This window comes from Marinifilum fragile JCM 15579 (assembly GCF_001310955.1).
GTDB lineage: Bacteria > Bacteroidota > Bacteroidia > Bacteroidales > Marinifilaceae > Marinifilum > Marinifilum fragile.
On the sequence record NZ_BAZX01000014.1, the window covers coordinates 45,831 to 69,747 of the forward strand.

At 33.8% G+C, this 23,917-nt stretch carries 22 protein-coding genes and 1 pseudogene; 9 read left to right on the forward strand and 14 right to left on the reverse strand.

Features of this window, described 5'->3' with window-relative positions:
• Positions 1–44 precede the first annotated feature (44 nt).
• On the reverse strand, positions 45–890 hold the full coding sequence (locus JCM15579_RS11605; RefSeq protein ID WP_172677421.1) for a DUF2764 family protein: 846 nt from the start codon (positions 888–890) through the stop codon (positions 45–47).
• A 20-nt stretch (positions 891–910) separates the two neighbouring features.
• Positions 911–1,528, reverse strand: coding sequence for a hypothetical protein (locus tag JCM15579_RS11610; protein ID WP_054720268.1), 618 nt, complete (start codon positions 1,526–1,528; stop codon positions 911–913).
• A gap of 463 nt (positions 1,529–1,991) precedes the next feature.
• On the opposite strand from JCM15579_RS11610, the gene JCM15579_RS11615 reads away from it, so the two are divergent.
• Positions 1,992–2,918 carry a CsgG/HfaB family protein gene (locus JCM15579_RS11615; RefSeq protein WP_054720270.1) on the forward strand — a complete coding sequence of 309 codons (927 nt, stop codon included), beginning with the start codon at positions 1,992–1,994 and terminating at the stop codon, positions 2,916–2,918.
• A 246-nt stretch (positions 2,919–3,164) separates the two neighbouring features.
• Here JCM15579_RS11615 and JCM15579_RS11620 read toward each other — a convergent pair whose 3' ends face one another.
• From JCM15579_RS11620 to JCM15579_RS11640, 5 genes are all read right to left on the reverse strand, one after another.
• Positions 3,165–4,028, reverse strand: a complete 864-nt coding sequence (locus JCM15579_RS11620) for a hypothetical protein (RefSeq protein ID WP_157471446.1) — start codon at positions 4,026–4,028, stop codon at positions 3,165–3,167.
• Between the two features lie 13 nt (positions 4,029–4,041).
• Positions 4,042–4,716: a hypothetical protein gene (locus tag JCM15579_RS11625; RefSeq protein WP_218186149.1), complete on the reverse strand. Its 675-nt coding sequence runs from the start codon at positions 4,714–4,716 to the stop codon at positions 4,042–4,044.
• A 37-nt stretch (positions 4,717–4,753) separates the two neighbouring features.
• Positions 4,754–5,371, reverse strand: coding sequence for a hypothetical protein (locus JCM15579_RS11630; protein ID WP_054720273.1), 618 nt, complete (start codon positions 5,369–5,371; stop codon positions 4,754–4,756).
• 14 nt (positions 5,372–5,385) lie between these two features.
• Entirely contained in the window at positions 5,386–6,228 is an 843-nt protein-coding gene (locus JCM15579_RS11635) for a hypothetical protein (RefSeq protein WP_054720276.1), read from the reverse strand.
• 180 nt (positions 6,229–6,408) lie between these two features.
• Positions 6,409–6,714: a hypothetical protein gene (locus tag JCM15579_RS11640; protein WP_054720278.1), complete on the reverse strand. Its 306-nt coding sequence runs from the start codon at positions 6,712–6,714 to the stop codon at positions 6,409–6,411.
• A gap of 293 nt (positions 6,715–7,007) precedes the next feature.
• On the opposite strand from JCM15579_RS11640, the gene JCM15579_RS11645 reads away from it, so the two are divergent.
• Positions 7,008–7,364, forward strand: a complete 357-nt coding sequence (locus JCM15579_RS11645; RefSeq protein ID WP_054720281.1) for a hypothetical protein — start codon at positions 7,008–7,010, stop codon at positions 7,362–7,364.
• Positions 7,365–7,440: 76 nt separating this feature from the next.
• On the opposite strand, the gene ppgK is transcribed toward JCM15579_RS11645, so the two are convergent.
• Positions 7,441–8,181, reverse strand: a complete 741-nt coding sequence (gene ppgK, locus JCM15579_RS11650) for a polyphosphate--glucose phosphotransferase (protein WP_054720426.1) — start codon at positions 8,179–8,181, stop codon at positions 7,441–7,443.
• 221 nt (positions 8,182–8,402) lie between these two features.
• On the opposite strand from ppgK, the gene JCM15579_RS11655 reads away from it, so the two are divergent.
• The 4 genes from JCM15579_RS11655 to JCM15579_RS11670 all read left to right on the forward strand — a co-directional run bounded on the left by JCM15579_RS11655 (position 8,403) and on the right by JCM15579_RS11670 (position 13,509).
• Positions 8,403–9,257 (forward strand): mechanosensitive ion channel family protein, encoded by an 855-nt coding sequence (locus tag JCM15579_RS11655; protein WP_054720428.1) that lies wholly within the window; start codon positions 8,403–8,405, stop codon positions 9,255–9,257.
• A gap of 366 nt (positions 9,258–9,623) precedes the next feature.
• Positions 9,624–12,131, forward strand: coding sequence for a S9 family peptidase (locus JCM15579_RS11660; protein WP_054720283.1), 2,508 nt, complete (start codon positions 9,624–9,626; stop codon positions 12,129–12,131).
• Between the two features lie 126 nt (positions 12,132–12,257).
• On the forward strand, positions 12,258–12,749 hold the full coding sequence (locus JCM15579_RS11665) for a hypothetical protein (protein WP_054720285.1): 492 nt from the start codon (positions 12,258–12,260) through the stop codon (positions 12,747–12,749).
• A gap of 10 nt (positions 12,750–12,759) precedes the next feature.
• Complete coding sequence (locus tag JCM15579_RS11670; RefSeq protein WP_054720287.1) at positions 12,760–13,509, forward strand: L,D-transpeptidase family protein; 750 nt, start codon at positions 12,760–12,762, stop codon at positions 13,507–13,509.
• A 46-nt stretch (positions 13,510–13,555) separates the two neighbouring features.
• On the opposite strand, the gene JCM15579_RS11675 is transcribed toward JCM15579_RS11670, so the two are convergent.
• Complete coding sequence (locus JCM15579_RS11675; protein WP_054720289.1) at positions 13,556–14,635, reverse strand: zinc metalloprotease; 1,080 nt, start codon at positions 14,633–14,635, stop codon at positions 13,556–13,558.
• Positions 14,636–14,999: 364 nt separating this feature from the next.
• Positions 15,000–16,046 carry a 3-deoxy-7-phosphoheptulonate synthase gene (locus JCM15579_RS11680; RefSeq protein ID WP_054720291.1) on the reverse strand — a complete coding sequence of 349 codons (1,047 nt, stop codon included), beginning with the start codon at positions 16,044–16,046 and terminating at the stop codon, positions 15,000–15,002.
• A gap of 549 nt (positions 16,047–16,595) precedes the next feature.
• Between JCM15579_RS11680 and rsgA the strand changes: the two are divergent.
• A pseudogene (gene rsgA / locus JCM15579_RS22470) lies at positions 16,596–17,485 on the forward strand (ribosome small subunit-dependent GTPase A).
• Between the two features lie 58 nt (positions 17,486–17,543).
• Here rsgA and JCM15579_RS11695 read toward each other — a convergent pair.
• From JCM15579_RS11695 to JCM15579_RS11705, 3 genes are read right to left on the reverse strand one after another with little or no spacing between them, the layout of a single operon-like run.
• On the reverse strand, positions 17,544–17,939 hold the full coding sequence (locus JCM15579_RS11695; protein WP_054720297.1) for a BT0820 family HAD-type phosphatase: 396 nt from the start codon (positions 17,937–17,939) through the stop codon (positions 17,544–17,546).
• A 28-nt stretch (positions 17,940–17,967) separates the two neighbouring features.
• A complete protein-coding gene (locus tag JCM15579_RS11700) occupies positions 17,968–20,352 on the reverse strand; it encodes a GumC family protein (protein ID WP_054720300.1) in 2,385 nt (794 codons plus the stop codon).
• A 30-nt stretch (positions 20,353–20,382) separates the two neighbouring features.
• Complete coding sequence (locus JCM15579_RS11705; RefSeq protein WP_172677422.1) at positions 20,383–21,045, reverse strand: polysaccharide biosynthesis/export family protein; 663 nt, start codon at positions 21,043–21,045, stop codon at positions 20,383–20,385.
• 774 nt (positions 21,046–21,819) lie between these two features.
• On the opposite strand from JCM15579_RS11705, the gene JCM15579_RS11710 reads away from it, so the two are divergent.
• Positions 21,820–22,026: a hypothetical protein gene (locus JCM15579_RS11710; RefSeq protein WP_054720303.1), complete on the forward strand. Its 207-nt coding sequence runs from the start codon at positions 21,820–21,822 to the stop codon at positions 22,024–22,026.
• Between the two features lie 11 nt (positions 22,027–22,037).
• Positions 22,038–22,595: an SHOCT domain-containing protein gene (locus JCM15579_RS11715; protein WP_054720305.1), complete on the forward strand. Its 558-nt coding sequence runs from the start codon at positions 22,038–22,040 to the stop codon at positions 22,593–22,595.
• A 217-nt stretch (positions 22,596–22,812) separates the two neighbouring features.
• Here the strand turns inward: JCM15579_RS11715 and JCM15579_RS11720 are convergent, their stop codons facing one another.
• Positions 22,813–23,859, reverse strand: a complete 1,047-nt coding sequence (locus tag JCM15579_RS11720; RefSeq protein WP_054720307.1) for an NAD(P)/FAD-dependent oxidoreductase — start codon at positions 23,857–23,859, stop codon at positions 22,813–22,815.
• Between the last annotated feature and the right edge of the window lie 58 nt (positions 23,860–23,917).

Here is a 23,917-nt window from a genome sequence, read left to right on the forward strand (position 1 = left end):
TGTATTTTTTAAACCTTCCTAATTTTCAGCTGTTCTGCTATTTCTCAAGCTAAACTCTTCGGAGATTCATAAGTACTTTTAAGATTATGAATCAATTTGGTAAACAGCTCCTTGCCTGATTCGTCATCAATTTTCATCCAACGATCAACCATCTCACATTTGATGATATAGGCCAGTATATTCTCAATCGTAAAATAATTGAACAGCGTTTGCTCATCAAGAAACTTCCATCTGATTAAATCCAACTCCTTCTCCTTTTCAGTGATGTCCATATCAGATTCAGCAATCTGAAGGATTTCATCAGCATATGGAACATGCTCCAATAAATCTTCCGAATTTGAATAATCTGTCAAAAGATAGCTTAGCAATGATTGGTTGTGGAAAGTGAAAATCAAATGTTTCCTTAGTTCGTAATTGTACTTTTTACAATTCACAGCCGTTAGAATATTCTTCATATTCAGATCAAACAGAAACCACCCTTTCAGAAATTTGTTCTTCGTCTTCAGCACATACTCATAATAGAATTCCTGTAGCTTATTCAAATCATTTTGCTGATCAATCTCCCTATTAAATTCCTTAAGTAAATCACGCATGTACTCAAGCAGACTTGTAGGCTCATTGATCTGCTGCTCTAAATATTCCTGGGTATAATTCCCCAGTGGAATAAATTCATCTTCTTCATTAAAAAGCAGATTCTGGAAGTTCTTATTGTCGTATTGCAAGTACAACAATTTCGCTAAATCATAATCCTTTGAATGAAGCTGTTCTGTAATTTCATTTTTAAACTGCAGACTTAAATCACCATCCCCTGCCTTTTTTCTTTCAAGAACCAAATCAGGAAGTCCGGATATCAAGCAGTAGTAACTTCTTTTAAATAATGTAAAATCCATATACATTCTACTCCTACAGATTAGTCAAAAATCAACTTCTTGGTCTTGTCTTTCAAATAGCTTTTAAAGTAGTTTTCAAAACTCTCATCCGTGAAGTTAATGTGGTAACTACTGTCTTTAGGCGCAATCTTAAATCCATTTTTTATGGTTGGTATAAAGTTGATTTCCAAACCGGCATTTAATATCTCTTTTGCCTTCTCATTAAAAAACTTAGTCAAGTCTGCTTCATCATCCTTAGAAAGCAATAGATTAACGCTCATTGATTCTGCACTTTCGGGATTCCATTTGTTAAGCATGCTAAGAATCATATTTTGCACAAAATCTTTATCCTTAAATGCCTCCTGTACCGTAGTTTCAACCTGGGCATTTACAATTTCATTTGAGATTTGATGCTTTAAAGAGCTTGTAAATTGTCGAGCGGCCAATTTTAATTCCGATTCTGTATTCTTTCTTACTTCTGATGCTTTCTCTTGCATTTGCTTGCTAAGCTCTGTTTCCATCTTTTTCGCAGATGCAATAATTCCCTCAGCTTCTTTTTTTGCTTTGCTGATAATTACCTCTGCTTCTTTCTTTGCCTCTTCAATACCTTCCAGATAAATCTTATCTGTTAATTGCTTTATTTTATCGTTTGTACTCATAATGTATTAGTTTATAGTTGCACACTTCATGTCATCATTAACTATCGGACAAGATCAAATTCACCAACAGATATTCTTTCTGTATAAAATTTATAGGATCAAGTTATCCGAAGCCAAAACAAGACACATCTTCTTGCTTATCAAGAACATTTGAAAAGGCCAGCAAATACAAGACTTACAGATCTTTTTTACATCAATAGTTTTGTTCTTATTCCTTTGAATTTTTGACTTGATGAAAGTATATGAAAAAGAAAGTCCTTAAAACAGGGGCATCCCCATTCCTTACATAGGGATTACCCTACTTTTTAGGCTCATACCCGGCAAAGAAACATCTGCTTCAAAAATGCCATTCATATGTATAGGCAAATCCACATTCGAAAAGAAGCCCCTTTACAAGCTCCTCAAATTTCCGTAACTTACTTTATCTATTGATTTTTAAGATATTAACTAAACTTAAACCAAAATGAAAAAATTCGGAAATCTAATCAAGATAGGTGCTCTGCTGATCTTGTTTTCTTTCATGGCTTTTAAAATATCAGCGCAACAACCACAAATCAAAAAGCGAATTGCAGTCTTTGTGTTTGAAGATAAAACTGATAAAAGTTGGAGATGGTGGAACAACAAAGGAGTTGGCGATGGAGTAAGTGATATGCTGACCACCGCACTGGTAAAATCAGGCAATTACAGGGTAATGGAACGTGCCGAAATTGATCGGATCCTGAATGAGCAAGATTTTGGTCAGTCTGGTAGAGTTACCCAACAAAGTGCAGCAAAAATGGGTCAGGTTTTGGGTGTTGAGATTGCTGTAATCGGATCGGTATCAGAATTTGGTTACAAAAAAGGAGAAACCGGCGGTGCTGTTAAAGGTTTAGGAATTGGTGTATCGAACCAGCAAGCTGTTGTTGGTGTTGATGTTCGCATGGTAAATACAAACACAGGAGAAATTATTACTGCTGAGAACGTTCGCAAAAAGAAATCGGCAAAAGGCCTAAAGTTGAGAACCAATAAACTCGCTTTTAAGGACCAAAAGGATTTTGATGAATCATTGGTTGGAAAAGCAGCACGCGAAGCCATTGAGGATGTAGTAGCCATGATAGATAACAACGCCAATAACATTCCTTGGCAAGCCAAAGTTATCACCGAAAAAGGGGGTGTTGTGTTTATCAACTCAGGAGAAGCAGATGGTTTGCAAGTTGGTGATGTATTTGCCGTTTACAGCAAAGGAGAAGATCTGATTGATCCTGACACAGGCATTTCGTTGGGAAGTGTTGATACCAAAATTGGTGAAATCAAAATTACCGATGCCAGCGTAGGAAATGGAAAAGCTTCCAAATGTTCCATTGTGCAAGGAAGCGGATTTGCCAAAGGCAATTTTGTGAGGATGAAATAGTGTATTCTGATGAAATAACAAAATCAAAAATAAAGCCTTAAATGCTTGTGAACTCACATACTTTTAAGGCTTTTATCGTATTTTTTTGAAATATTACTTGGTTGTGAAATGGTTACTTTTGTTGGCAACCGTTCTATTTATCGCAGTATATTACATGATATTTATTTCCTATCAGTAAGCCACAAGAAAGGATTCTTGCGGCAGCGGTGGGTTTCTGCATTACATAGCACCCGCTGTTACAGGCAGTTATTCTTCACAAATTTCAGTGTTAATAAATTCAAAATCCTCTGAAATAACGTACTTACCTGCAGTCCATGTCTTCAAGTTTATTTTATAATACTTTTTGTTTCTGTGATTCCAAGTTCTTAATAGTGTCACCTTTTCTTCTTTGAAATTTTGATTTTTTTTGAATTTATACACATTAGAATTATCGAATATCCCTTTGAAATAGATCATTTTAAATTGAGGTACGAAGCCAAAGTCTTTGTTTTCATTTTCTTTGACTTGCTTTTGAAATTCGGAATCCGTTATTTTTTTGTCTATCCAAGCAGTCAATATTTTTCCAAATTCATCATCTTTTCTCTTATCATAATCATCCAGTAGATATAGAGCCTCATTTTTTTTAAGAAATGTCCACTTTCTCATGTATTGAATAATTATGGTCCCATTATTCTGGGTCCGTGTAGGATAGCATAATACATTGAAATTTTCTTTTTTTATGGTTTTCTTTAAGGTTTTGATGTTCTCTGCTACAGAACTTCCTCGTGAATAAATGATAATTGTGTCTCCTATCGTTTTTCTATAAGCATGCATGTCATTACAATTAATGAAATGCTCAAACCCTTCTGGACTAGACGGAGAGTTAAAAACAATATTGTTTGTTTTAATCCACTCTTGAAGTTTAACTTTTTCTGAACTTTGGCCAAAAGAGAAGGTGCTACAAATAACTAAAAATGTATAAATTATGAGTTTTTTCATAATTGCCTGTAACGTTTCGCGGGTATAGCGTCGTGCCGCTTTAACCATTGGTTTGTTCTTTAGTGTTCTATCGTTAAAATTCTCCCTTTCCTTATCAATTCTCAGGGGCTGCTGCATGCGATATGTATCCAATGCTATACGCTTTTTATGATTTAGCAATTGCATACACTTGACATGGTTTTCCTGTAGAAGGATTACTAATGTCTATTTTGATTCTGATATTGGTTATTAATTCAGCAATAGTCTGATTCATGAAAATGTTTTCTACAACAAAACAGCCATTTGTTTCACATTTCTTATCAAACCTGATATGCTCATCGCCATGATTTCCAATACCACAAGAATCTATTAAAATAAATTTTGGTTCTAAAGACAAAATATAATCAAGAACTGTTTCTGATAGAAAAGTATTTGCTTCACCGTATTCTTTTGTACCATATTCAAATTTATTTAAGACGTCTGTATATAGAATTAATGCTTTACCTCGAATATTCCTCTTTTCTATTTCATTAATTTCAGGCATACAGTTAAAGCATCTAATCAATTCCACTTCTAATTCATATTCTGATTCTTTGGGTGAAACTGTATAACAATCAATATGTGTTCCAATATGTCCTAAAGCATTTACAGAATCTGATTGTCTTTTCGCCCATAAATAGGATGGGTGCTCTTTTGATAGTTCTAAACTTAATTTATGTATCACTTCTTTGTTTTTTATTGCCCATAACGGATGGGTATATAAAACGTTGCGCATTTTGAAGCACAAACTTATCAAGCTGCTAAGCCGTTTATTAAATATTATTTCGTCCAAATCACTCACTATCAGTCCGATGTTTTATGACCGCGTGAAAACTGCTTTAATTCTTAATCTCTTTAGCAAACTCCTCAATATCTACCCAGTAAAAACTTTCTTCATCAACTTGCCAAATCCATCTTAATTCTTCAAAAAGAATGACCATGAAATTATGATATTTCCGATAAAAAGTTGCTAACGACATTTTATCATCAGAAATTCTTTTAGAGTCAACATGATTTCTTCTATGTCTCATATAACTTAAATGTTGTCCAATTTCTTTAGGTACTTTCTGGTCATAGAACACAATATCAAATCCTAAATTATCTTTGTATCCATTTTCTATTCTATTCTTTCTATTTCTTAATAATTTTTCGACTTCCTCTTTTATTATTATATCCGTCTTTTTTAAGGAACCTTTGCATTTAAATGATTCATAATTCTCGTATATCCCTGTTTCTTGAAATATTGAACTCCTTTCAATCATTTTAATATAAAACTCATATAAATGAGCCAAAAAATCTGAATATGAATTGTAGCAAAGTATTCGGTTTCTTTTAATGTCTTTACCTGATGGATTACTTAAGTAATAATTAAATGAAATATATGCATCCATGCATCTGTAATATTCATGGTCTAATGCTTTTTGCACCAAAGCTTTTTTCTTTCTACTGATACTCATCAATTTGTTCTTTTTTAATTACTCTTTAATAAAATCTTATCGAATGCAAATGAATTATCACTTCCGAAATCATCTTCAAATAATAAAAGTCCATCAATGCCAATAGGTAGAATCTTAGTTAATTCAGAAAATGAACCATCATTATTTAAAAATGGTATTATTGTTTTCATATGAATTGCATCAAAAAACACTTTGTTAATTGCCAGTAATACTCGCCCATCTAGTCCTGAGACTCCATTTGTACCAAACTTATCAAATAATTTATACTTAATCTTGCTTATAAAAATATCATCATCTTGATTTGGGTCGAAAAATTCAGAGATATCAAATTGCTTATTTGGCATATATACCTCTATATGGATTTTATTTTCCTCGGCGTCACTAATAGAAATATCAATATCTTTTTTCTTTCCATTATTTTGCTGTATAAACTTACTTTCAAAACCAACAGAATATCCATTGTTTTTAAGTTCTGATGCTAATGATAATTCGCTTAAGGTCGCAAGAAAATTGAATGTTTCAAGATTTATCAATTTATTCTTAAAACTTCTATTATTCTTTAATTCTGGAAATATGGTTAGAAATTTTTCTGTTTTATTAAGCAGTCTATTGTAGTGTTCAAATAAAGAGTCTTTTCTTGATTTTTCAATTCCAAATCCATGCATTACAGAAGTATTCAAAATATTCAATTTGGTATTTTCTCCTAAAAGGAATTCTTGAAAATCATCAAAACTTTTCATTTTTAATTCCCACTTCTCGAAATCTGTATTACTTATAAGTTCCCTTAAATTAGGAAATCTAAATATTGCTAATTTAGCAAATCGAATACACTCATTAACATCTTTAAATATCCCCACTTAGTTTATTTTTATTCCATATAACGTGCATTAATGCACTTTACCCCTCCCAAAATGGTGTATAAGATGCACTAATTACTTTCCGCCAATGAAAGTACAAAACAATAATCCTTCAACAAAGTATTCCTATGATTAATTTACAGACATTATAATAGGATCGTTTTTCTTCGCAACGCATGGCTACGCTCCCATTAAAAGCTGAACTTTTAATGTTATTTCCTGAGCTTTCAACCTTAAATCCTGTTCTTTTAATCTTAATTCTTGTGTTTTCAATGTTGAAAGCTGAGTCTGCAACATTGCAAGCTGAGGTTTCAATATTAAAAGTTCAGCTTTCAACGTTAAAAGTTGACTTTTCAATGAAAAAGCATACCCCTTAGGCATAAAAACAACTACCAAAACCATTAAAACTTGAGTTTTCAACATTAAAACCTCAGCTTTTAACGTTGCAAGCTCTATTTTCAACCTTAATATGTCAACTTTTAACATTAAAAGTTCATGTTTTTACGTTAAATCTTCAGCTTTTAACGCGAATCATTAAACATTCACTCTACATTTTTCTCATATTTCAATTAAATTTTAGCTATGCAATTTCAAACCACACAATATAGCAAGCTCCCACCAGACCTACAATACAATCACAATTACAACACAAACAGCATATAAATATTCATAAGTTTATTAATTTAAATCGATTTTAAATTTCATAAAAACAATATGATTATAATTAATCGGTATTAATTTTTGTTAAATTAGATTGTCTAAATAAAAATTAAAATAAGATGGCACGTATAAAAATCAAAGGCAATGCTAATTCATTAGCTAGTTTATTCGCTGACATTAAACGAAAAAATGATGCAGATGGTGAAGCTAGCTTATTAAATCCAGTAATCGACATTACCGCAATTGAAGGAAAGGTAAACAACATGATCGATTATCAGAAAAAAGCAGATGATGCAAATCGATTAAAAGAAGAAATGAATGAACAAAAAACGAAGATGGCTAAAGAAATCATTAATGATATCAAGCAAATTCGTGATTTGTTGAAAGCTCATTACCCAAATGACATCAAAAAGCTGGGTGCATGGGGATTCATAATCGATGAAGTAAGCAAGAAAACAGAGGAAGAACCTGTATAATTACAAGTACTTCTGAAAAGCAAAAGGATGGCAGATTAATTTCTGCCATCCTTTTGTTTATAAATAGAAGAACATTTTAAGCTATTCCATTCGCACTAACCGCAGCCCCAATAATTCCCGCTCCATTTTGAAATTCGGCAAGCAATACAGGCACCTCTACATCAATTTCGCTTTCGAACTTATCCAATTTCTTGCTTACTCCTCCTCCAAGAATAAAGTAATCGGGGGCACATATTACATTCACATGATGAAGAAATTCGTTGAATCGTTTTCCCCAGGCGGTAAAACTCAAGTCTTGCTTTTTTCGAACCGAATCGGCAGCATATTTTTCAATTTTCTTGCCATTCTTGTATTTCAATTGGCCCAATTCAAAATTGGGTAACAATTGTCCATTATAGAAAACTCCAGAACCAATTCCTGTGCCTATGGTGATCATTACCACCAGGCCTGATTTACCTCTCCCCACTCCATATTTCATTTCTGCCAAACCTGCTGCATCTGCATCATTCACAACAGTAACATCCAATCCGGTTTTCTTGCTGAAAAGTTCATCCACCTGAACACCTACCCAGGACTTATCCATATTGCCGTGGGCCATGGCTTTTCCGTGAGAAATGATGCTTGGAAAACCACAACCAACAGGACCATGCCAATTGAAATGCTCAACAATTTTCTTTATCACATTAGCAACAGCTTTTGGTGTAGATGGCTGGGGTGTTGGGATTCGAAATCGTTCCTCCAATTGCTTTCCCGTTTCTACATTAACCGGTGCTCCTTTAATTCCCGAACCTCCTATATCAATTCCAAGTATTTCCATAAATTCTGATTGTGGATTTAACATGATGATTAAAAATACAAAAATCAGGGAAAACGAGAAAAGAAGAATATCATGGGCATCAGGCCAATTGCATTCATAAAAAAAAGAAAAACTTGATGTAATTTTTACAAAGGATTATTATTTTGCAAGTTCAAAGTGGCATAAACAGAGATATGGCCATTAGAAACAAAGTAAGATGCTTGAATAAACAAAAGATGATTATGGACAAAGTAATTGAGTTTTTAGAATACGAGATATTTAAAATTGGAAATTTTTCGTTCACATTTGGAAAAATCACCAGTACACTTATCACAGTATTAATCACCATTTTTTTACTCTGGCTAATTAAGAAAGCACTGTTCCGAAAAAAATCATTTTTAAGTATCGATAAAGGAAACCTTTATTCATTGTTTCAAATTATCAAATACTTGGTATGGATCATTTCATCATTAATTATCCTGGAAACATTGGGATTTAAACTGAATGTGCTTTTGGCTGGATCGGCTGCCTTACTCGTAGGTGTTGGATTGGGCTTACAGACTACATTCAATAATTTTGTTTCAGGAATCATTTTACTTTTCGAGAGATCAATTAGGGTTGGGGATATTTTGGAAATAGATGGTGATGTTGTTAAGATGGAGAGAATTGGTTTGAGAACTTCATCTGCAAAAAACCGAGACGACATCGTCATTATCATACCCAATTCACTAATTACAAGCAATAAGGTGATCAATTGGAGTCATCAATCAGAAAAAACACGATTTAAAATTTGTGTTGGCGTAGCATATGGAAGCGATGTAGAATTGGTTACCAAAGTATTAAGAGAAAGCGCGCTGGAAAGCAAAGATATTACTGATAAAGAATCCATCTTGGTGAGATTTGTTAACTTTGGAAACTCTTCCCTTGATTTTGAATTGTTGTTTTTCAGTAGAAATATATTCAGGATAGAAAATCTTAAATCAGATATCAGAATGCTGATAAATAAAAAATTTATCGAGAACAACATTTCCATTCCATTTCCACAGATGGATGTTCATTTTAAATCAGATGATACAGGATATTTTAGCAAAAAATAAAACTTCTCAGTTAAGATATACACAATATAACTGTCCGCACATTCTTAAAAATCCTACTTTTTAAGACAAATAGAACTGGCTTAGTATCGTTTTTTCATATGACGAATGTCAGTTCTATATTGTGTCTCTTTATTTTACATCGCGAAAATTCCCATCCTTATCGAATTTGTGAAAATTTCCACCTATTTTGTCATTCACTTCCCTATTTTTATTGTCTTAATTGCATTAGTGCATACAAACAACAATACCAATCATGAAACGAACATGAATTTTAGCATACTAAACTTTTCAAAAAAGTATGATTAAAATTCATCGAGAGTTCCTCCCGATAACAATCGGGATGACAAACACAAAAATTTCAACCAGATGAAAAAACATTTACTAACATTCCTGTTTCTTTTAATAGGAATTGGTGTTTTTGCACAGAAAACACCTGTTACAAAGGCAAATTATGAATTGCCTGCAAGATTCTCTCCTAGCAAGTTGAGATCTATGGTATTTTCAACCAAAGTTTATCCACACTGGCTTAAGAACGGGGAAAAGTTTTGGTATTCGTACCAAACTTCCGAAGGATTGAACTATTATTTGGTAGATCCTGCAAGAAACATGAAAAGCAAGCTTTTTGATCCTGTAAAAATGGCTGCTGACATGAGTCGCTTGACTGGTGATCCTTTCGATGCAAAGCACATGGACATTAAAAAAATGAAATTCATTAAGAATGAAAAGGTTTTGCAGTTCGAAGTGAAAAGTAAATTGGCCGAAGAAGAAGAAAAAGATGAAGAAAACGGCGACAAACAGGAGGAAGAAAAAGACGACAAGAAGAAAGACAAAAAGAAAAAAATGGTTGCTAAAGTTTGGCATTTCGAATACGAACTAGCAAGCAGAAAACTGCGTCTTTGGGATGATTTTGAAAAGCCATTGGAACAAAAAAAATGGGCTTCGGTTGCTCCTAACCAGGAGTATGTAATTTTTGCCAAACACCACAACCTGTATTGGATGGATGCTGAGAATTACAAAAAAGCTCAGAAAAACGAGAAAGACACTACCATTGTAGAGCATCAATTAACAAGTGATGGTCTTAAGGATTATGCTTATGGTGATACTGGATATGGTAAGACCAATACCGAAAAAGAGAAAGAAAAAGATGACAGAAAAGCGGCTTATGTAACTTTCTCACACGATTCAAAGAAATTTGCAATTATTCGCGAAGATGAAAGAAAAGTGAAAGATCTTTGGGTATTGAATGCGGTTGCCAAAGGTCGTCCTACTTTGGAAACCTACAAGTATCATATGGCAGGAGAAAAAGAAGCTCCTCAATATGAAATGCAAGTATTCGACTGGGAAAGCAAAAAGTCTGTTGTTGTTAAAACTGATGCATGGAAAGATCAAACTCTTCGTATTTTAAGAGCTCCACGCAAAAAGGCAAATGCGGATGACGATTTGAAATTCTCTAAATGGCTTTCAAAAAACAGCGATTTGATTTATTTCCAACGCCAAAGTCGTGATATGAAACGAGTTGACATCTGTTCGGCAAATACCACAACAGGTGAAGTGAAAGTAATTATCGAGGAAAGATTAAATACTTATATCGAAACGCGTAACCTGGTTAGCATTAACGATGGCAAAGAGTTCATTCACTGGTCGGAACGTGATGGTTGGGCTCACTTCTACCTTTACGATGCGGAAGGAAATGTAAAAAATCAAATTACATCAGGTCCTTGGCATGCCGATGCAGTACAGGGTGTTGATGAAAAGAACAGAGTGCTTTATTTCACAGCCAATGGTCATGAAAAAGGCGAAGATCCTTACTATGCTCACCTGTATAGAGTAAACTTTGATGGTACTGGCTTGAAATTGCTGAACAAAGGAGATTTCAACCATGAAGTAAGCCTGAATGATCAAAACCATTACTTTGTAAACAACTCTTCAAGAGTAAATACAACTCCTGAATCGAAATTGTACGATACACGTGGCAACAAGATTATGGATTTGGAAACTGCTGACCTTTCATTACTATTCGAAGCTGGCTACAAGTTTCCGGAAATCTTTACCGTGAAAGCTGGTGATGGCGTAACTGATCTATACGGTGTAATGTACAAGCCATTCGATTTTGATGAGAACAAGAAATATCCAATCTTAACCTACGTATATCCTGGTCCACAAACCGAAGCGGTTTACAAAAGCTTCTCTTCTCGCATGGATCGTGCAGATCGTATGGCGCAGTTCGGTTTCATTGTAGTTACCGTAGGACACAGAGGAGGTCACCCAGATCGTTCAAAATGGTACCACAACTACGGATATCAGAACATGAGAGACTACCCTCTTCTTGACAAGAAGGTTGCATTGGAACGTTTGGCAAATCGCCATGATTTCATTGATATCAACAGAGTTGGTATTTTCGGTCACTCAGGAGGTGGATTCATGTCTACTGCTGCAATGCTTGTATATCCTGATTTCTTTAAAGTTGCTGTATCAGCTGCAGGTAACCACGATAACAACATTTACAACCGCTGGTGGAGTGAAACTCACCATGGTGTAAAAGAAGTTGTTACTGAAAAGGATACTACATTCCAGTACAAAATTGCAACCAACCCAAGTTTGGCTAAAAATTTAAAAGGTAAACTTTTATTGGTAACTGGCGATATTGATAACAATGTACATCCAGCAAATACAATTCGTGTTGCAAATGCATTGATCAAAGCAAACAAAAGATTCGATTTATTCATTTATCCTGGTCAACGACATGGATTTGGCAACATGAGCGAATACTCTTTCTGGTTAAGAAGTGAATATTTCTGTAAGCACCTATTGGGTGATTACCGCGAAGGAGCTGATTTCATTGAAATGCAAAATGAAACGCCTAAAACCTGGTAATCCTTTTATCAGATAATATTTAATCCCGGTTTGCAATGCAGATCGGGATTTTTTGGTTTCATAACCAGATGTTAAGAATTTATTGCTAGATTTAAAGGTCAAATAAATTCTATACATATCATTCCAATGAAAAGCACCGTTGAGTTACAAGATGATCCTCTAAGCAAAATCACGTTTAATTCTCCCAGATCTTCACGTTTTTCCAGAATTGTTTTACAAACCTTTATGATCCTGTTTTTTGCAATCCCTATTTTCGCTACAGTTTCAACAGCTGTGTTGCTTGGTGAAGTATCTCCTGCTATTGTAATATTCTATATTATCTTTGGTTTGTGTGGATACTACTTTTTAAGATTATTCTTATGGAATAAACATGGAAAAGAAATTCTACACCTTGAACATCGCAAAATTTCTTATGAAGCTGATTACAAAATGTTCAAATCAAATAAAGTTGAAATAAGTAATGAAGATTTAACTGTTGAAGTGAATCCTGTTATGACAAATGAAAAGTTAGCAACATTTAAATTTATTTCAGAAAGTCAAAGTATTGAAACAGTCGTAAAAGTACCAATTGAAGAACTTGAAATTCTAAAAAAAGAAATAGAAGCAGTATACAATTAATAATATATACATGAAACTTGTTCTCACTTTCATTTTAGTACTTCAATCCATTTCAATGTCCTCAAGTTTTAAATCTCAACAATTAAAATATTCAAGAGTTAGAGAAGCATATGCTGAAAAGGAAAATGGCATCCTGAAACTTCTCAACAATAAGAGTATCAAAATTGATGAATTAGAAGTGTATTTGCGTGCTTTTAAATTCGGACAAAAAATTCAGCTCTGGGGTAAAAACAAATCAGATGAAAAGTTCAAATTGATAAAAGAATATAAGGTCTGCAGAAAATCAGGCAAACTTGGTCCCAAAAGAAAACAAGGAGACTTACAAGTTCCCGAAGGATTCTATTATATCGACCGATTCAATCCTGCCAGCAACTTTCACCTTTCTTTGGGCATCAATTATCCAAACCAATCAGATTTATTTTGGGCCGATAAAACCAATCCTGGTGGAGATATCTTCATTCACGGATCATGCGTAACCGTAGGATGCTTGCCAATTACCGATGATCAAATCAAAGAGTTATACATCTTTTGCGTGGAAGCCAAAAACAATGGTCAGCAGAAAATTCCGGTTCACATCTTCCCTGCCAAACTTTCAAACAAAAACTTTGATGCGCTTGTTTCCAAACACAAAGAGGATCAAGACAAAATAACCGTTTGGAAAGATTTAAAAAGTGTCTACGATTCATTCAATAAAACAAGACAAATTCCAAAGGTAACATTCTTAAAAAATGGAAAACATCTTATAGAATCCAAACAATAAAAAAAGGCACCACTAGGGTGCCTTAAATATTTTATCCTGTTTAAAATTACTGAACAAAACCTTCTCTTGCTCCGCCTTCAGCGAATAAAGCTCTCATTCTGTCATTCTGACCATTGGTAAACATATACATACAGTTGTCATATACGTAATCCATATAATTCATAGTCATATCATTAGTACGACAATGTACTGTTGGATAAGGAGGACATTGATAATTAGGTTGGTCTGAACTTGGCGTATCAGTAACAAAATCATCTTGACGACATCTACCGTCACCCCAAATGTGGCGAAGATTCAACCAGTGACCTACTTCGTGAGTAGCTGTACGACCGTGTCCATAAACACCTCCTCGTTCATTTTCTCCAAAGAAATCACTACCAATAACAACGCCATCGGTTGCTAGAGCACCTCCTGGGAATTGAGCATATCCTAAAATACCACCACCAATTTCACAAACCCAAAGGTTTAAGAAACTTGTTGGATCAGTAGCATCAATACCACCTTGGCTAGAAAGTTTCATAGAATCGTCTGTTCCCCAAGTAGTTTTTGTTGAAGCCTTTCTATTTACACCTGCCAAAACGAAAGTAATGTTACAATCTGCAACTGCATTGTTAAATTCAGAAGGTACACCACCTGTATTAGGGTTCAAATCATTGTAATCCTCATTCAAGATATCAATCTGAGAATCGATATGAGCCTGAGTAATTGGATGTGCAGGATCTTCCAAAATATTTACAATAACAGGAATTGTAATTGCTCCTTCGTAAATAGTTGGAACAGGATCTGGATCCGGAGCAGGTTTTTTACCTGTAACTGCCTTATCTGCTTTCGCAGCAATTAATTGTCTTGTATGCTTTTCAATGTCAAACATACGTTGCTCCAAACCAGGATTTTCTTTTAATTTTTTGTTTAGGACTTTCATCGATCCACATCGACAAGTAGCACCGTGCTCATGACCTGCTTTAACATCTGTAGGGGAATCAGCAGTTTCAGCAGTATAGACATAAAAGTCACTCATGTCTACGGCAATGTCATTTGCTTGTTGAACTTTTAGATCGTTAGATTCTTTTTGACAAGAAGCTAAAAATAGCCCTAAAACAAGTAAGGGGAAAAATAACTTTTTCATAAAAAATTAGTTTAAAATGGTTAATGATTCCTCAATTTAAGAATAAAATCAACAACCAACCAAAATTATTTTTCACATTTTTTAACATTTACTCATCAATCACCTGTATTTATGCACAATACAACTGTTCAAAATTAAACATCAACAGAAACAAGCTTATCCTACAGTAACATTTTGATTAATTAAAACAAGAGAATGTCATTATTGAATTATCATATTTTACATCAATAAGAATCTTAGAATAGCAAAATTTTACTTTGTTTAAGAGCTCTTTTATCACTCTTTTGAGCTTTTATTTTGAATGGGGTTTTGTTTCGAAATGATTACAATTTGATTTTTATTGTAAAAAAAATGGAACAAAACATTATTTAATGGATTCACTAAAAGATCTCAATAGCTGAGCCGTAGATTTCCAATCCAAGCATTCATCAGTAACAGAAACCCCATATTTCAAATCGGATTTGTTTGCGGGAATATCTTGTTTGCCAAATTCAAGGTTGCTCTCAAGCATAAAGCCCTTGATAGATTGACTCCCATTTTGCAACTGAGTTACAATGTCCTGAAGTACTAATTCTTGATTACTTGCCTGTTTTCCAGAGTTGGCATGACTACAATCAATCATGATTTTTGGAATTATACCAAATCCATTCAATTTATCTTCTATCTCCTTAACATACCTGGCTTCATAGTTTGGAGTTTTACCTCCTCGCAATATAATGTGAGTATTTGGGTTTCCCTTTGTACGAATAACTGATACTTTTCCTTCTGGATTGATACTTACAAAATTTTGCGGTGCAGCAACAGCCTGCATGGCATTTAAAGCAATATCAATATTCCCATCGGTACCATTTTTAAAACCTACAACCGAAGATAAACCACTTGCCATATTTCTATGACTTTGAGATTCTGTTGTTCTGGCACCAATGGCCGTCCAAGAAAATAAATCCTGTATATATTGAGGTGTAACAATATCCAATGCCTCACCTGCTGCTGGCAATCCCAATTCTGCAATATATACCAATAATTCCCTCGCCTGTTTTAATCCCTCTTGTATTTGGCAGGTGTTATCCATAAAAGGGTCATTTATCAAGCCTTTCCACCCTGTAGTAGTTCTTGGCTTCTCAAAGTAAACCCGCATTACAAGAAAAAGTTGATCGGTCAATTCATCAGCCAAATCTTTCATTTTTCGAGCGTACTCTTTAGCGGCTTTAATATCATGAATGGAACAAGGACCAACTATTGCCAAGATTCTTTTATCTCTCCCACTTAAAATGTTTTTTATGGTACTTTGCCCCTTGTGAACTGTATTAATACATTTTTCCGTTAGAGGGTACAACTCTTTTAAAGCTATGGGAGTTATTATGGCTTGTTCAACACTTACATTTAAGTTTTCAATTCTTGGATCTACCATAGGGGCATTCAATTTGGTCAATATAATTAAAGAATACAGCTGTATTCCAATTCGCTCCGAATTTAGTTGTTATTTTTTAGTGAATGAAAAATATAGGGCATAGATTGGTTAATCTGGAAAACTTTTTCTACACAAACGATTACAATTTGCAAATTAGTTCCCAAAGAATATTTTTCCTATTTTTACAGCTCATGATTAAAAGAACAACTTTTACATATCATTCGGAGTCCGCATTATAGGCAAGTCTTTTGATTTGTCTCAAATCAACTTGCCGACATTTCACTTTTGCATCATTTTTACTTGATGCCTACTTTTTTATACAATAAATTTTAGTGAATTAATTTCAGCGAACAATTACTATGGCTGAAACCTAAACCGAATGTAATGAATACATTAAATAAATTGGGATGGTCTGATTTTTTTGAAACCTCTCTTACTCCAGACGAAAAACAAAATACAACCATTGGTCGCATTTCAACTGTAAATAAAACGAATTATATTGTTATTTATGAAAGTGGTATTAAAACCTGTGAACTTGCAGGTAATTTAATGTTTGGATTAGATGAAAATGAAAAGCCAAAAACAGGAGACTGGGTATTATTTCTTGATTATGGTGATTTAGGGATAATATCGAAAATTTTACCCCGATACAATTGCCTTTCCAGGCAAAAATCAGGAAAAGAAATTGCAGAACAAATTATAGCTGCAAATATCGATTATGCTGTTATAGTTCAATGTCCTGAAATTGGCTTAAATCTAAGACGATTGGAGCGCACACTAGTGCAATTGCAAAACTGTAATATCGAGCCCATTGTTCTGATTAACAAAACAGATCTACCCATCAGTGATGAACAACAGATTACAATGAATTTCATGATAGATGCTTATCAGGCAATTCCCATTAGCGCATATCATGGAAGCAATATGAAATTGCTCAAAGATCAGATTCTAACAGGTAAATCGTATGTTTTATAGGTGCATCGGGAGTGGGGAAATCCTCAATAATAAATACTCTGGAAGAAGAGAATAATATAAAAACAGGAGAAATCAGTCAAGCTACCATGAAAGGAGCACATACTACCACTTCTAGAGAATTGTATATTCTGAAGAGTGGTGGAGTTGTAATTGACACGCCTGGCACTCGAGAATTTGGATTAACAGCGCCAAGTTCAGAAGCTAGATCATCTGGCTTTCATGGAATCGACAAGCTCGTTAAAGGCTGTAAGTTTCATAACTGTACACATACCAACGAAAAAGGCTGTAAAATTTTAAAAGCCGTCAAAACTGGAGGTATTTCAGAAGATGAATACGAAAGTTTTATGCGTTTGAACCGAGAAATGGAACATTATGAAAGCAGTTTACAGGATAGAAAACAAAAAGGGAAGAAACTATCCAAAATCATTAAGAACATGAAAAAATCGGGATATAAAAACCGATAATCATTAAAAAATAAAGGGCTTAGATTTTAAAATCTGAGCCCTTGTAATATCATATCATCTAGCCAAAAATTTTACTCAAAATTCCTTTTCGCCTATTATTGTAATACATTGTTTTGTTACCATGGCAAATGCTATCAAAGATTTGTCCCCAATCAGGTAAACCACCAAAATTCATATCATCAATATACATATCCGCTTTTATTTTTCGACTTATATTTCCATCAAAAACCTCTTCTGGATAATTTTTATTGATTGCGTAAAACTCCACTCCTTTTGATTTACAAAATTCAATGGCATCACTAAGTTCTTTTCCTGATCGGTAGGTCCACAAAATCAAACGATGTCCCTGGTTTTGCAACATCTTTAAAGTTTGTGTTGCGAATGGAATTTCCTTACCCAACTTTGGATATTTCTGTTCAACAATAGTTCCGTCAAAATCAACTGCAATAATCATTTTTCTAAACTTTGGTTATAAGTAGATTTTAATTTCGGGAGAAAGTTCCCAATAATTTCTCTTTAAAGGATCTTGGGGAATGGTCTTCATCATAATAGCCATTTCCATATCCATAACTGCCATAGGAGTTACCATATCCTTTATGAACTGTATCATTTAAAACTATACCAACTTCATTCATATCACCTTTTTTCGACAGTTGGTTTATGAATTTTATCTGATTCTGTTTACTGTATCCTTGTCTCAGCACAAACAAATTAGAGTCTGCAAATTTGCTTGTCAATACACCATCCGTTACCAATGTAACCGGAGCATTATCTAATACAATATAGTCGTATTGTTTTTTGGCTTCCGTTAAAAATTCTTCAAATTCTTTTCCTCCAAGCAGCTCTGCAGGGTTCGGTGGAATTGCTCCTGAATTTACAAATTGAAGACATTCCAATTGAGTCTGATTAAGAATCTCCTTGAATGAACTTTGTCCAATTAAATAGGTTGATAAACCCGCTCCATTAGGAACACCAAATACATCATGCAATCGTGGTTTTCTTAAATCACAAGCAACAAGGAGAACCTTTTTATTATCCATTGCAATGATAGTAGCTAAATTAGAGGCAGTAAAAGTTTTTCCTTCTCCAGGAATCATAGAGTGAACTCCAATAACCTTCTTCAAATCACCTTTGAACTTATATTGTAAATTGGTTCTAAGTCCTCTATATGATTCTGCAAGACCAGATCTTGGATGGCTAACAATTGCCATTTCTTGTTTGTAATTGTTACGTGCAATCTCACCCATTATAGGCAAAGTTGTCCCCTTCTCCAAATCCTCTTTAGATTTAACAGAGTCATTAAAAAAGTCTTTCAACAGAATAATAATCAATGGCAACAGACCTCCTAAAAACCCACCAATTACCATTAGTAGCACTGTTTTGGGTCCTATTTTCTTTACCGTACGAACTCTTGCGGGATCAATAATCTGAACATCTGATATGTTTGATGCAGTTTGAATTGAAGCTTCAGCTCTCTTCTTTAATAAAAAAGTGTAAATTTCATTATTCAGATCAAACCTTCTCTTGATATTAATCATTTCCTGTTCCGTTTCAGGAAGTCCGGCTAATCTAATGGTAATATTATCTTTCCTTTTCTTTAAAGTCCTGGCTTCTGTTTCTGCGTGAGTCAACAGGTTTCTAACATTTTCTTCCAAAGACTTGATCACATTGTTTATTTCCTTATTCAAAATGATCAAAGTTGGATTCTTATCTTTTGCAACAAATGAAAGTTTGGTTTGTTCCCCGTAAAGTTCTGCTAGTTTCACTACTTGAGTATTCAATCCAGCATCAGCAATTCCTACGAAAGATGGAGCAGCAACTTTTTCCATTTGCTTTGCATTCCCCATATAATTCAAAAGATTTCGAAAGTAATCAATTCTAAAATCAATTTCAGATTGTTCTTTTTCGATTTCTGCAACCTTATCCAATACCAGTTCAGCTTCATGACTCAAATCAATCGATTTGTTTTTTGATCTAAAATCTGAGAACTCTTGACCCGCTGTTTTAAGCGAATCTACTATTCCATCAAGTTGATTATCGATAAACATCACCGTATTTAAAGATATCTGATTCTTTTTCTTTAAACCAAACTGAAGATATACATCACTAAGCTCATTCAAATAATCCACAATTCTTTGAGAATTACTTCCCTGTAAACCCAATTGAATTAATTCCGAATTCTTATCTACCAGATTAACACCTACTTTCTCTACATAATCAAGTGCTAATACTTCGAGATTGTTAAAATAGAAGGAGTATTCTTCAGCATGAAGATCTGCCGTTTTTTCTAAGGTGAAATCAAAATATTGATTTTTGAATGGAACACCGAACTCTCCTGTTGCCTCAAATGTCACATCATATTCAACATTTCCGTCTACAAACTTATCATCAACCTGAATAGAATAACGATTTCCGTCCAATGGTGTGATCAACAATTCAACCCCTGTTAGGTTTTCTCCTCCATTTTCAGTAATCTTAAACGGACTCGTTTTGTACAAGTCAGTTTTTTTCATGAAGTTTTTCTTGTAGAAAGTAGTTCTCCAATTAAGATTATTAAGTGCCTGCAGATTTAAAGTATAAGAATTCAAAATACCTACATGATTCTGCATGTTAGGACCATTTCCTAATTCCATTCCCTCAAACAAGTTTTCAACCCCCATTCCTTTTTTATTCTCATCCACAAGGATTACAGATTTAGCATCATAAACTGGTTGAGAAACCCTACTAAATAGGAAGCCTAACACAATACCCAGAAATCCAAAAATAACAAACCAATGCCACTTAGAAAGAAGTCTGAAAAAAAGTTCTTTTAAATCAATTTCATCTTCATTTACAGATATATCCTGAACACTATTTGATTGCATCATCAATTATAATAAGATTAAAAAATAGAGAGATTAAAGTATATTGAACACCAATATTAAGGTAGAAATTGTTGACAAGAACAGTGAATACATAGGAGAATTCAACTTCACATTTTTGTATTTGTCAGGTTCCACATACACTACATCATTAGGCTGTAGAAAGAAGGCTTTCGAATTAAGAAAACTTTTATCTGTTAAATCAAGCCTATGGGTCTTGCTTCCCTTGGGAGTTGGTCTTAAAACAAGCACTTTTTTTATTCGTGCATAATCAGTTACTCCATTCGCCATACTTATCCCTTCAAGAACCGTTAAGCTATTGGAATAGTTGTAGTACACACCAGGATTCTTTACCTCTCCCATCACCGTAATCTTAAAACTTAAAAGTTTTACCTTTACCGTTGCTTCTTTAATATATTCATCAGCTTTGCTTTGTATTTCTACTCTGGCTTCTTCAAGAGTTTTATCCAATACATTTACAAATCCAATAATAGGCAAATTGATATTTCCTCTTAAATCAACTAAAAAACCATTTAGGTATTGACCTGAAATCTGCCCGTAATTTTGTTGAGTTCCTCCTTGAGTTCCTACTCCTTGTGCTGGATTAAAAATTGCATTTACCTCAGGGCTTAGCGATTTTATATCTACAAATAAATTGTCATTAACCTTTATTTTGTATTCGTCAGTACTCTCAGGCATATCAACAAGTAATTCATCATCCTGAGTATTGTTTAAGTAAACTAAATTTTTACTTGTTTTACATGAAAAGTTTATCAACGATATTAAAATAAGAAACAAAAAGAGTAGATGTTTTTTCATAAATAAATTAAATTGTAGGTCTTATAATTTTATAGTTATCACCCTTAATTAGCTCAAGGCCTGCGAAATTAAAAAAATAATTTTGTTTAGAAGTTGTCATACAAATTTCATTGACTAACAATCAGATTATCCTGATAAAAATGGCTTTTATCTATAGCAACAATTACAAACTAATAATGTAATACATAACCAATAATAATTGAATAGTTATGCATTTAGTCTAGACTTGGATTACGTTCAAACTTATATTTGACTATGTACCAAAAGTTTCCGCATATTCTATTAACATTATAATTTTGTTCATTGCATTCTCGAAGTCAATTACCCCATTATGTGATTATACTTGCATCTTATTTAAATAAATAAGTAAAATTGACTTGATGATCCATTTAGTTCTATACATCGGAATTCTTTTTCAATCTTCAGCGCAAATGCATAAGTCAACAACACAAAAAAGATGATAACTTTCAGTTAAATTTTATCAAATTGACATGAAGAAGTTAAGAGTGATTAGGTAATTCATAAATCACTATAACGTAAAAACTTTCGTTGGTGATTCTCCTTGCCTCATGAAAGTTTTTATTCTTATTTTAATCAGATGATTATTTATAAATAATTCTTATTTTAAAGAATCCTAATCAAAACAAAATAATTATGAAGAAAATCATTATGCTGCTAGGTTTCGCATTTATTGTCCTTCAATCATGTGGCGATTCAAAACAAAAAGACAAACAAACACCACCTCCTCCTCCTAAACAAGAAAAAGTGGAAGTAGATTCTGTAGCCATTGAACTTGAAAACACAAAAGAAGATATCGAAAAGGCTTCAGAAGAAGTTGATAAATTATTAGAAGAAATTTAAAATCTAATTGTATGAAAAAATACATTATTATTCTATTGTCCTTTTGCTTTATTCTGACTGCAAACTCAGAACTTCTAGCTCAGAAAGGAAAAGAAAAAAATAAAGGAAAAAATAAAACTGAGAAAATTCACAAAGCAAAAAAAGATAGCCTTGAAAAAAATGTAAAAGAGAAGCATAAAGGACTAAAAGAGAAAGCTCTAAAGAAACAAGATTCTTCAAATAAAGAAATGGAGAAAAAGGGTCATGCTTATGGCGAAAACAAAGGTGAATTGAAAGGAAAAGAGTTTGGTCAAGAAAGAGCAAGACAGGCTAAAATGATTCGTGAAGAACGATCGAAGGCTTTAAGAAAAACAATTAAAAGTAAGGATGAAAAAATAAAAGAGGCAAAGGATAAAATTAAAAAGTCGAAAGAAAAATTAAAGGCCTCAAAAGATAAAGGGGAAATCTCTGAGGAAGAGTTCAATGAAAAGAAAGCAAAAATTGAAAAAGCAGAAAAAAGTGTAAAAACTTTGGAAGAAAAAATTAAGAAAGCGAAAAAGCTAACCGAGCAAGAGGACACAGAAGAGTAAAAAAAGATCTGCAAGTGCATCTTAGTTGTATCCCATAAAGTGTGTAACTAAAGTTATTCTGATTTCTTCGGAGGCAATAAATGAGCTTAAGAAAAATTGGAAATACCTTTAGGCTGAAAGTCAAACTTTTCAATCACACTTTATGGGATACTACTTTCTTATGCTTCTTGCATTAAACACCTATTTCTATTTCTTTAGCCAAAGCAATATAAGTCAATTACTTCAAAAACCTTCGAATATCAATTTCAGGTGCTAAAGGATAGTCGCTTACAGAAAGAAAACGTGTCATTTCTCTAGCAAAATAAGGTGCTAACATTACCCCTTTTGTACCTAAACCATTAAAAATGGCAATATGTTCATGCAATGGGTGAATTCCCAAAATAGGACGACGATCAGAAACTGTTGGGCGGATTCCTGCCCACTGATTAATCACTTTATAAGGCAGATCAATTAAATCGTCCAATCTGGATAGGATATCTATTTTTGCTTCTTCCGTTGTTTCTTCATCCAATTGAGTCCAATCGTAGGTGGCTCCTACCTTGAAACGATGATTTCCAACGGGCATCACAAACAACTTCTTATTCAAGATATAGTCCTCCTGCAATTCATCACAATGAATTTCCAGTAACTCTCCCTTGGTTGGTCTAAAATCCAAACTACTAAAATATGGATTCTCAGTTGCACGATACCCTTCACAAAAGACGATGGTTTCGGCCATTAATCCATGCCAGGAGATTTGATTGTCGATGAAGCCCAAATCCTTGTAATCAAAATACGAATCAACAATTAGTCCTTCGCTTTTAAAGAACTTGCGTAGTTTTTTCAACATTTTTGGCAAATCAACATGGCCCGATTGGGTTACTTTCCCATAAGCATGCATCCCTTTGATGCCTTTGCCAACATTATTAATTTCAATATCAGAAATAAAATCACTAAAGTTATCTTGAGTTCTTCTCTCCTTCCACATCAAGCTTTCATGCTCTGATAATGGCTTTAAAATATCCTTCTCGTACAGAAACTTGTGTCCCAACAGATCTTCCAATTCACGGTAGGTTTCAAACATTATGGGCAAACAGTCATCAACCATCCAGCTCTTGGTTAGTCGTTTAAACACAAGCGGATTGAATAAACCTGCAGCAACATCCGAAGCTTTGCGAAGCTCAAGGCTCGATACGATTTTAAAGCTTAAACCGGCCTTGTACATGTTATAAGCCAATAATGAGCCTGCAATACCTTGTCCGACAATTAAAAACTGTTTGTTCATTTGATTTTGTAGATTGATAATTGGTACTTTCTTATATAAAAGTTAAGAATTTCATAAG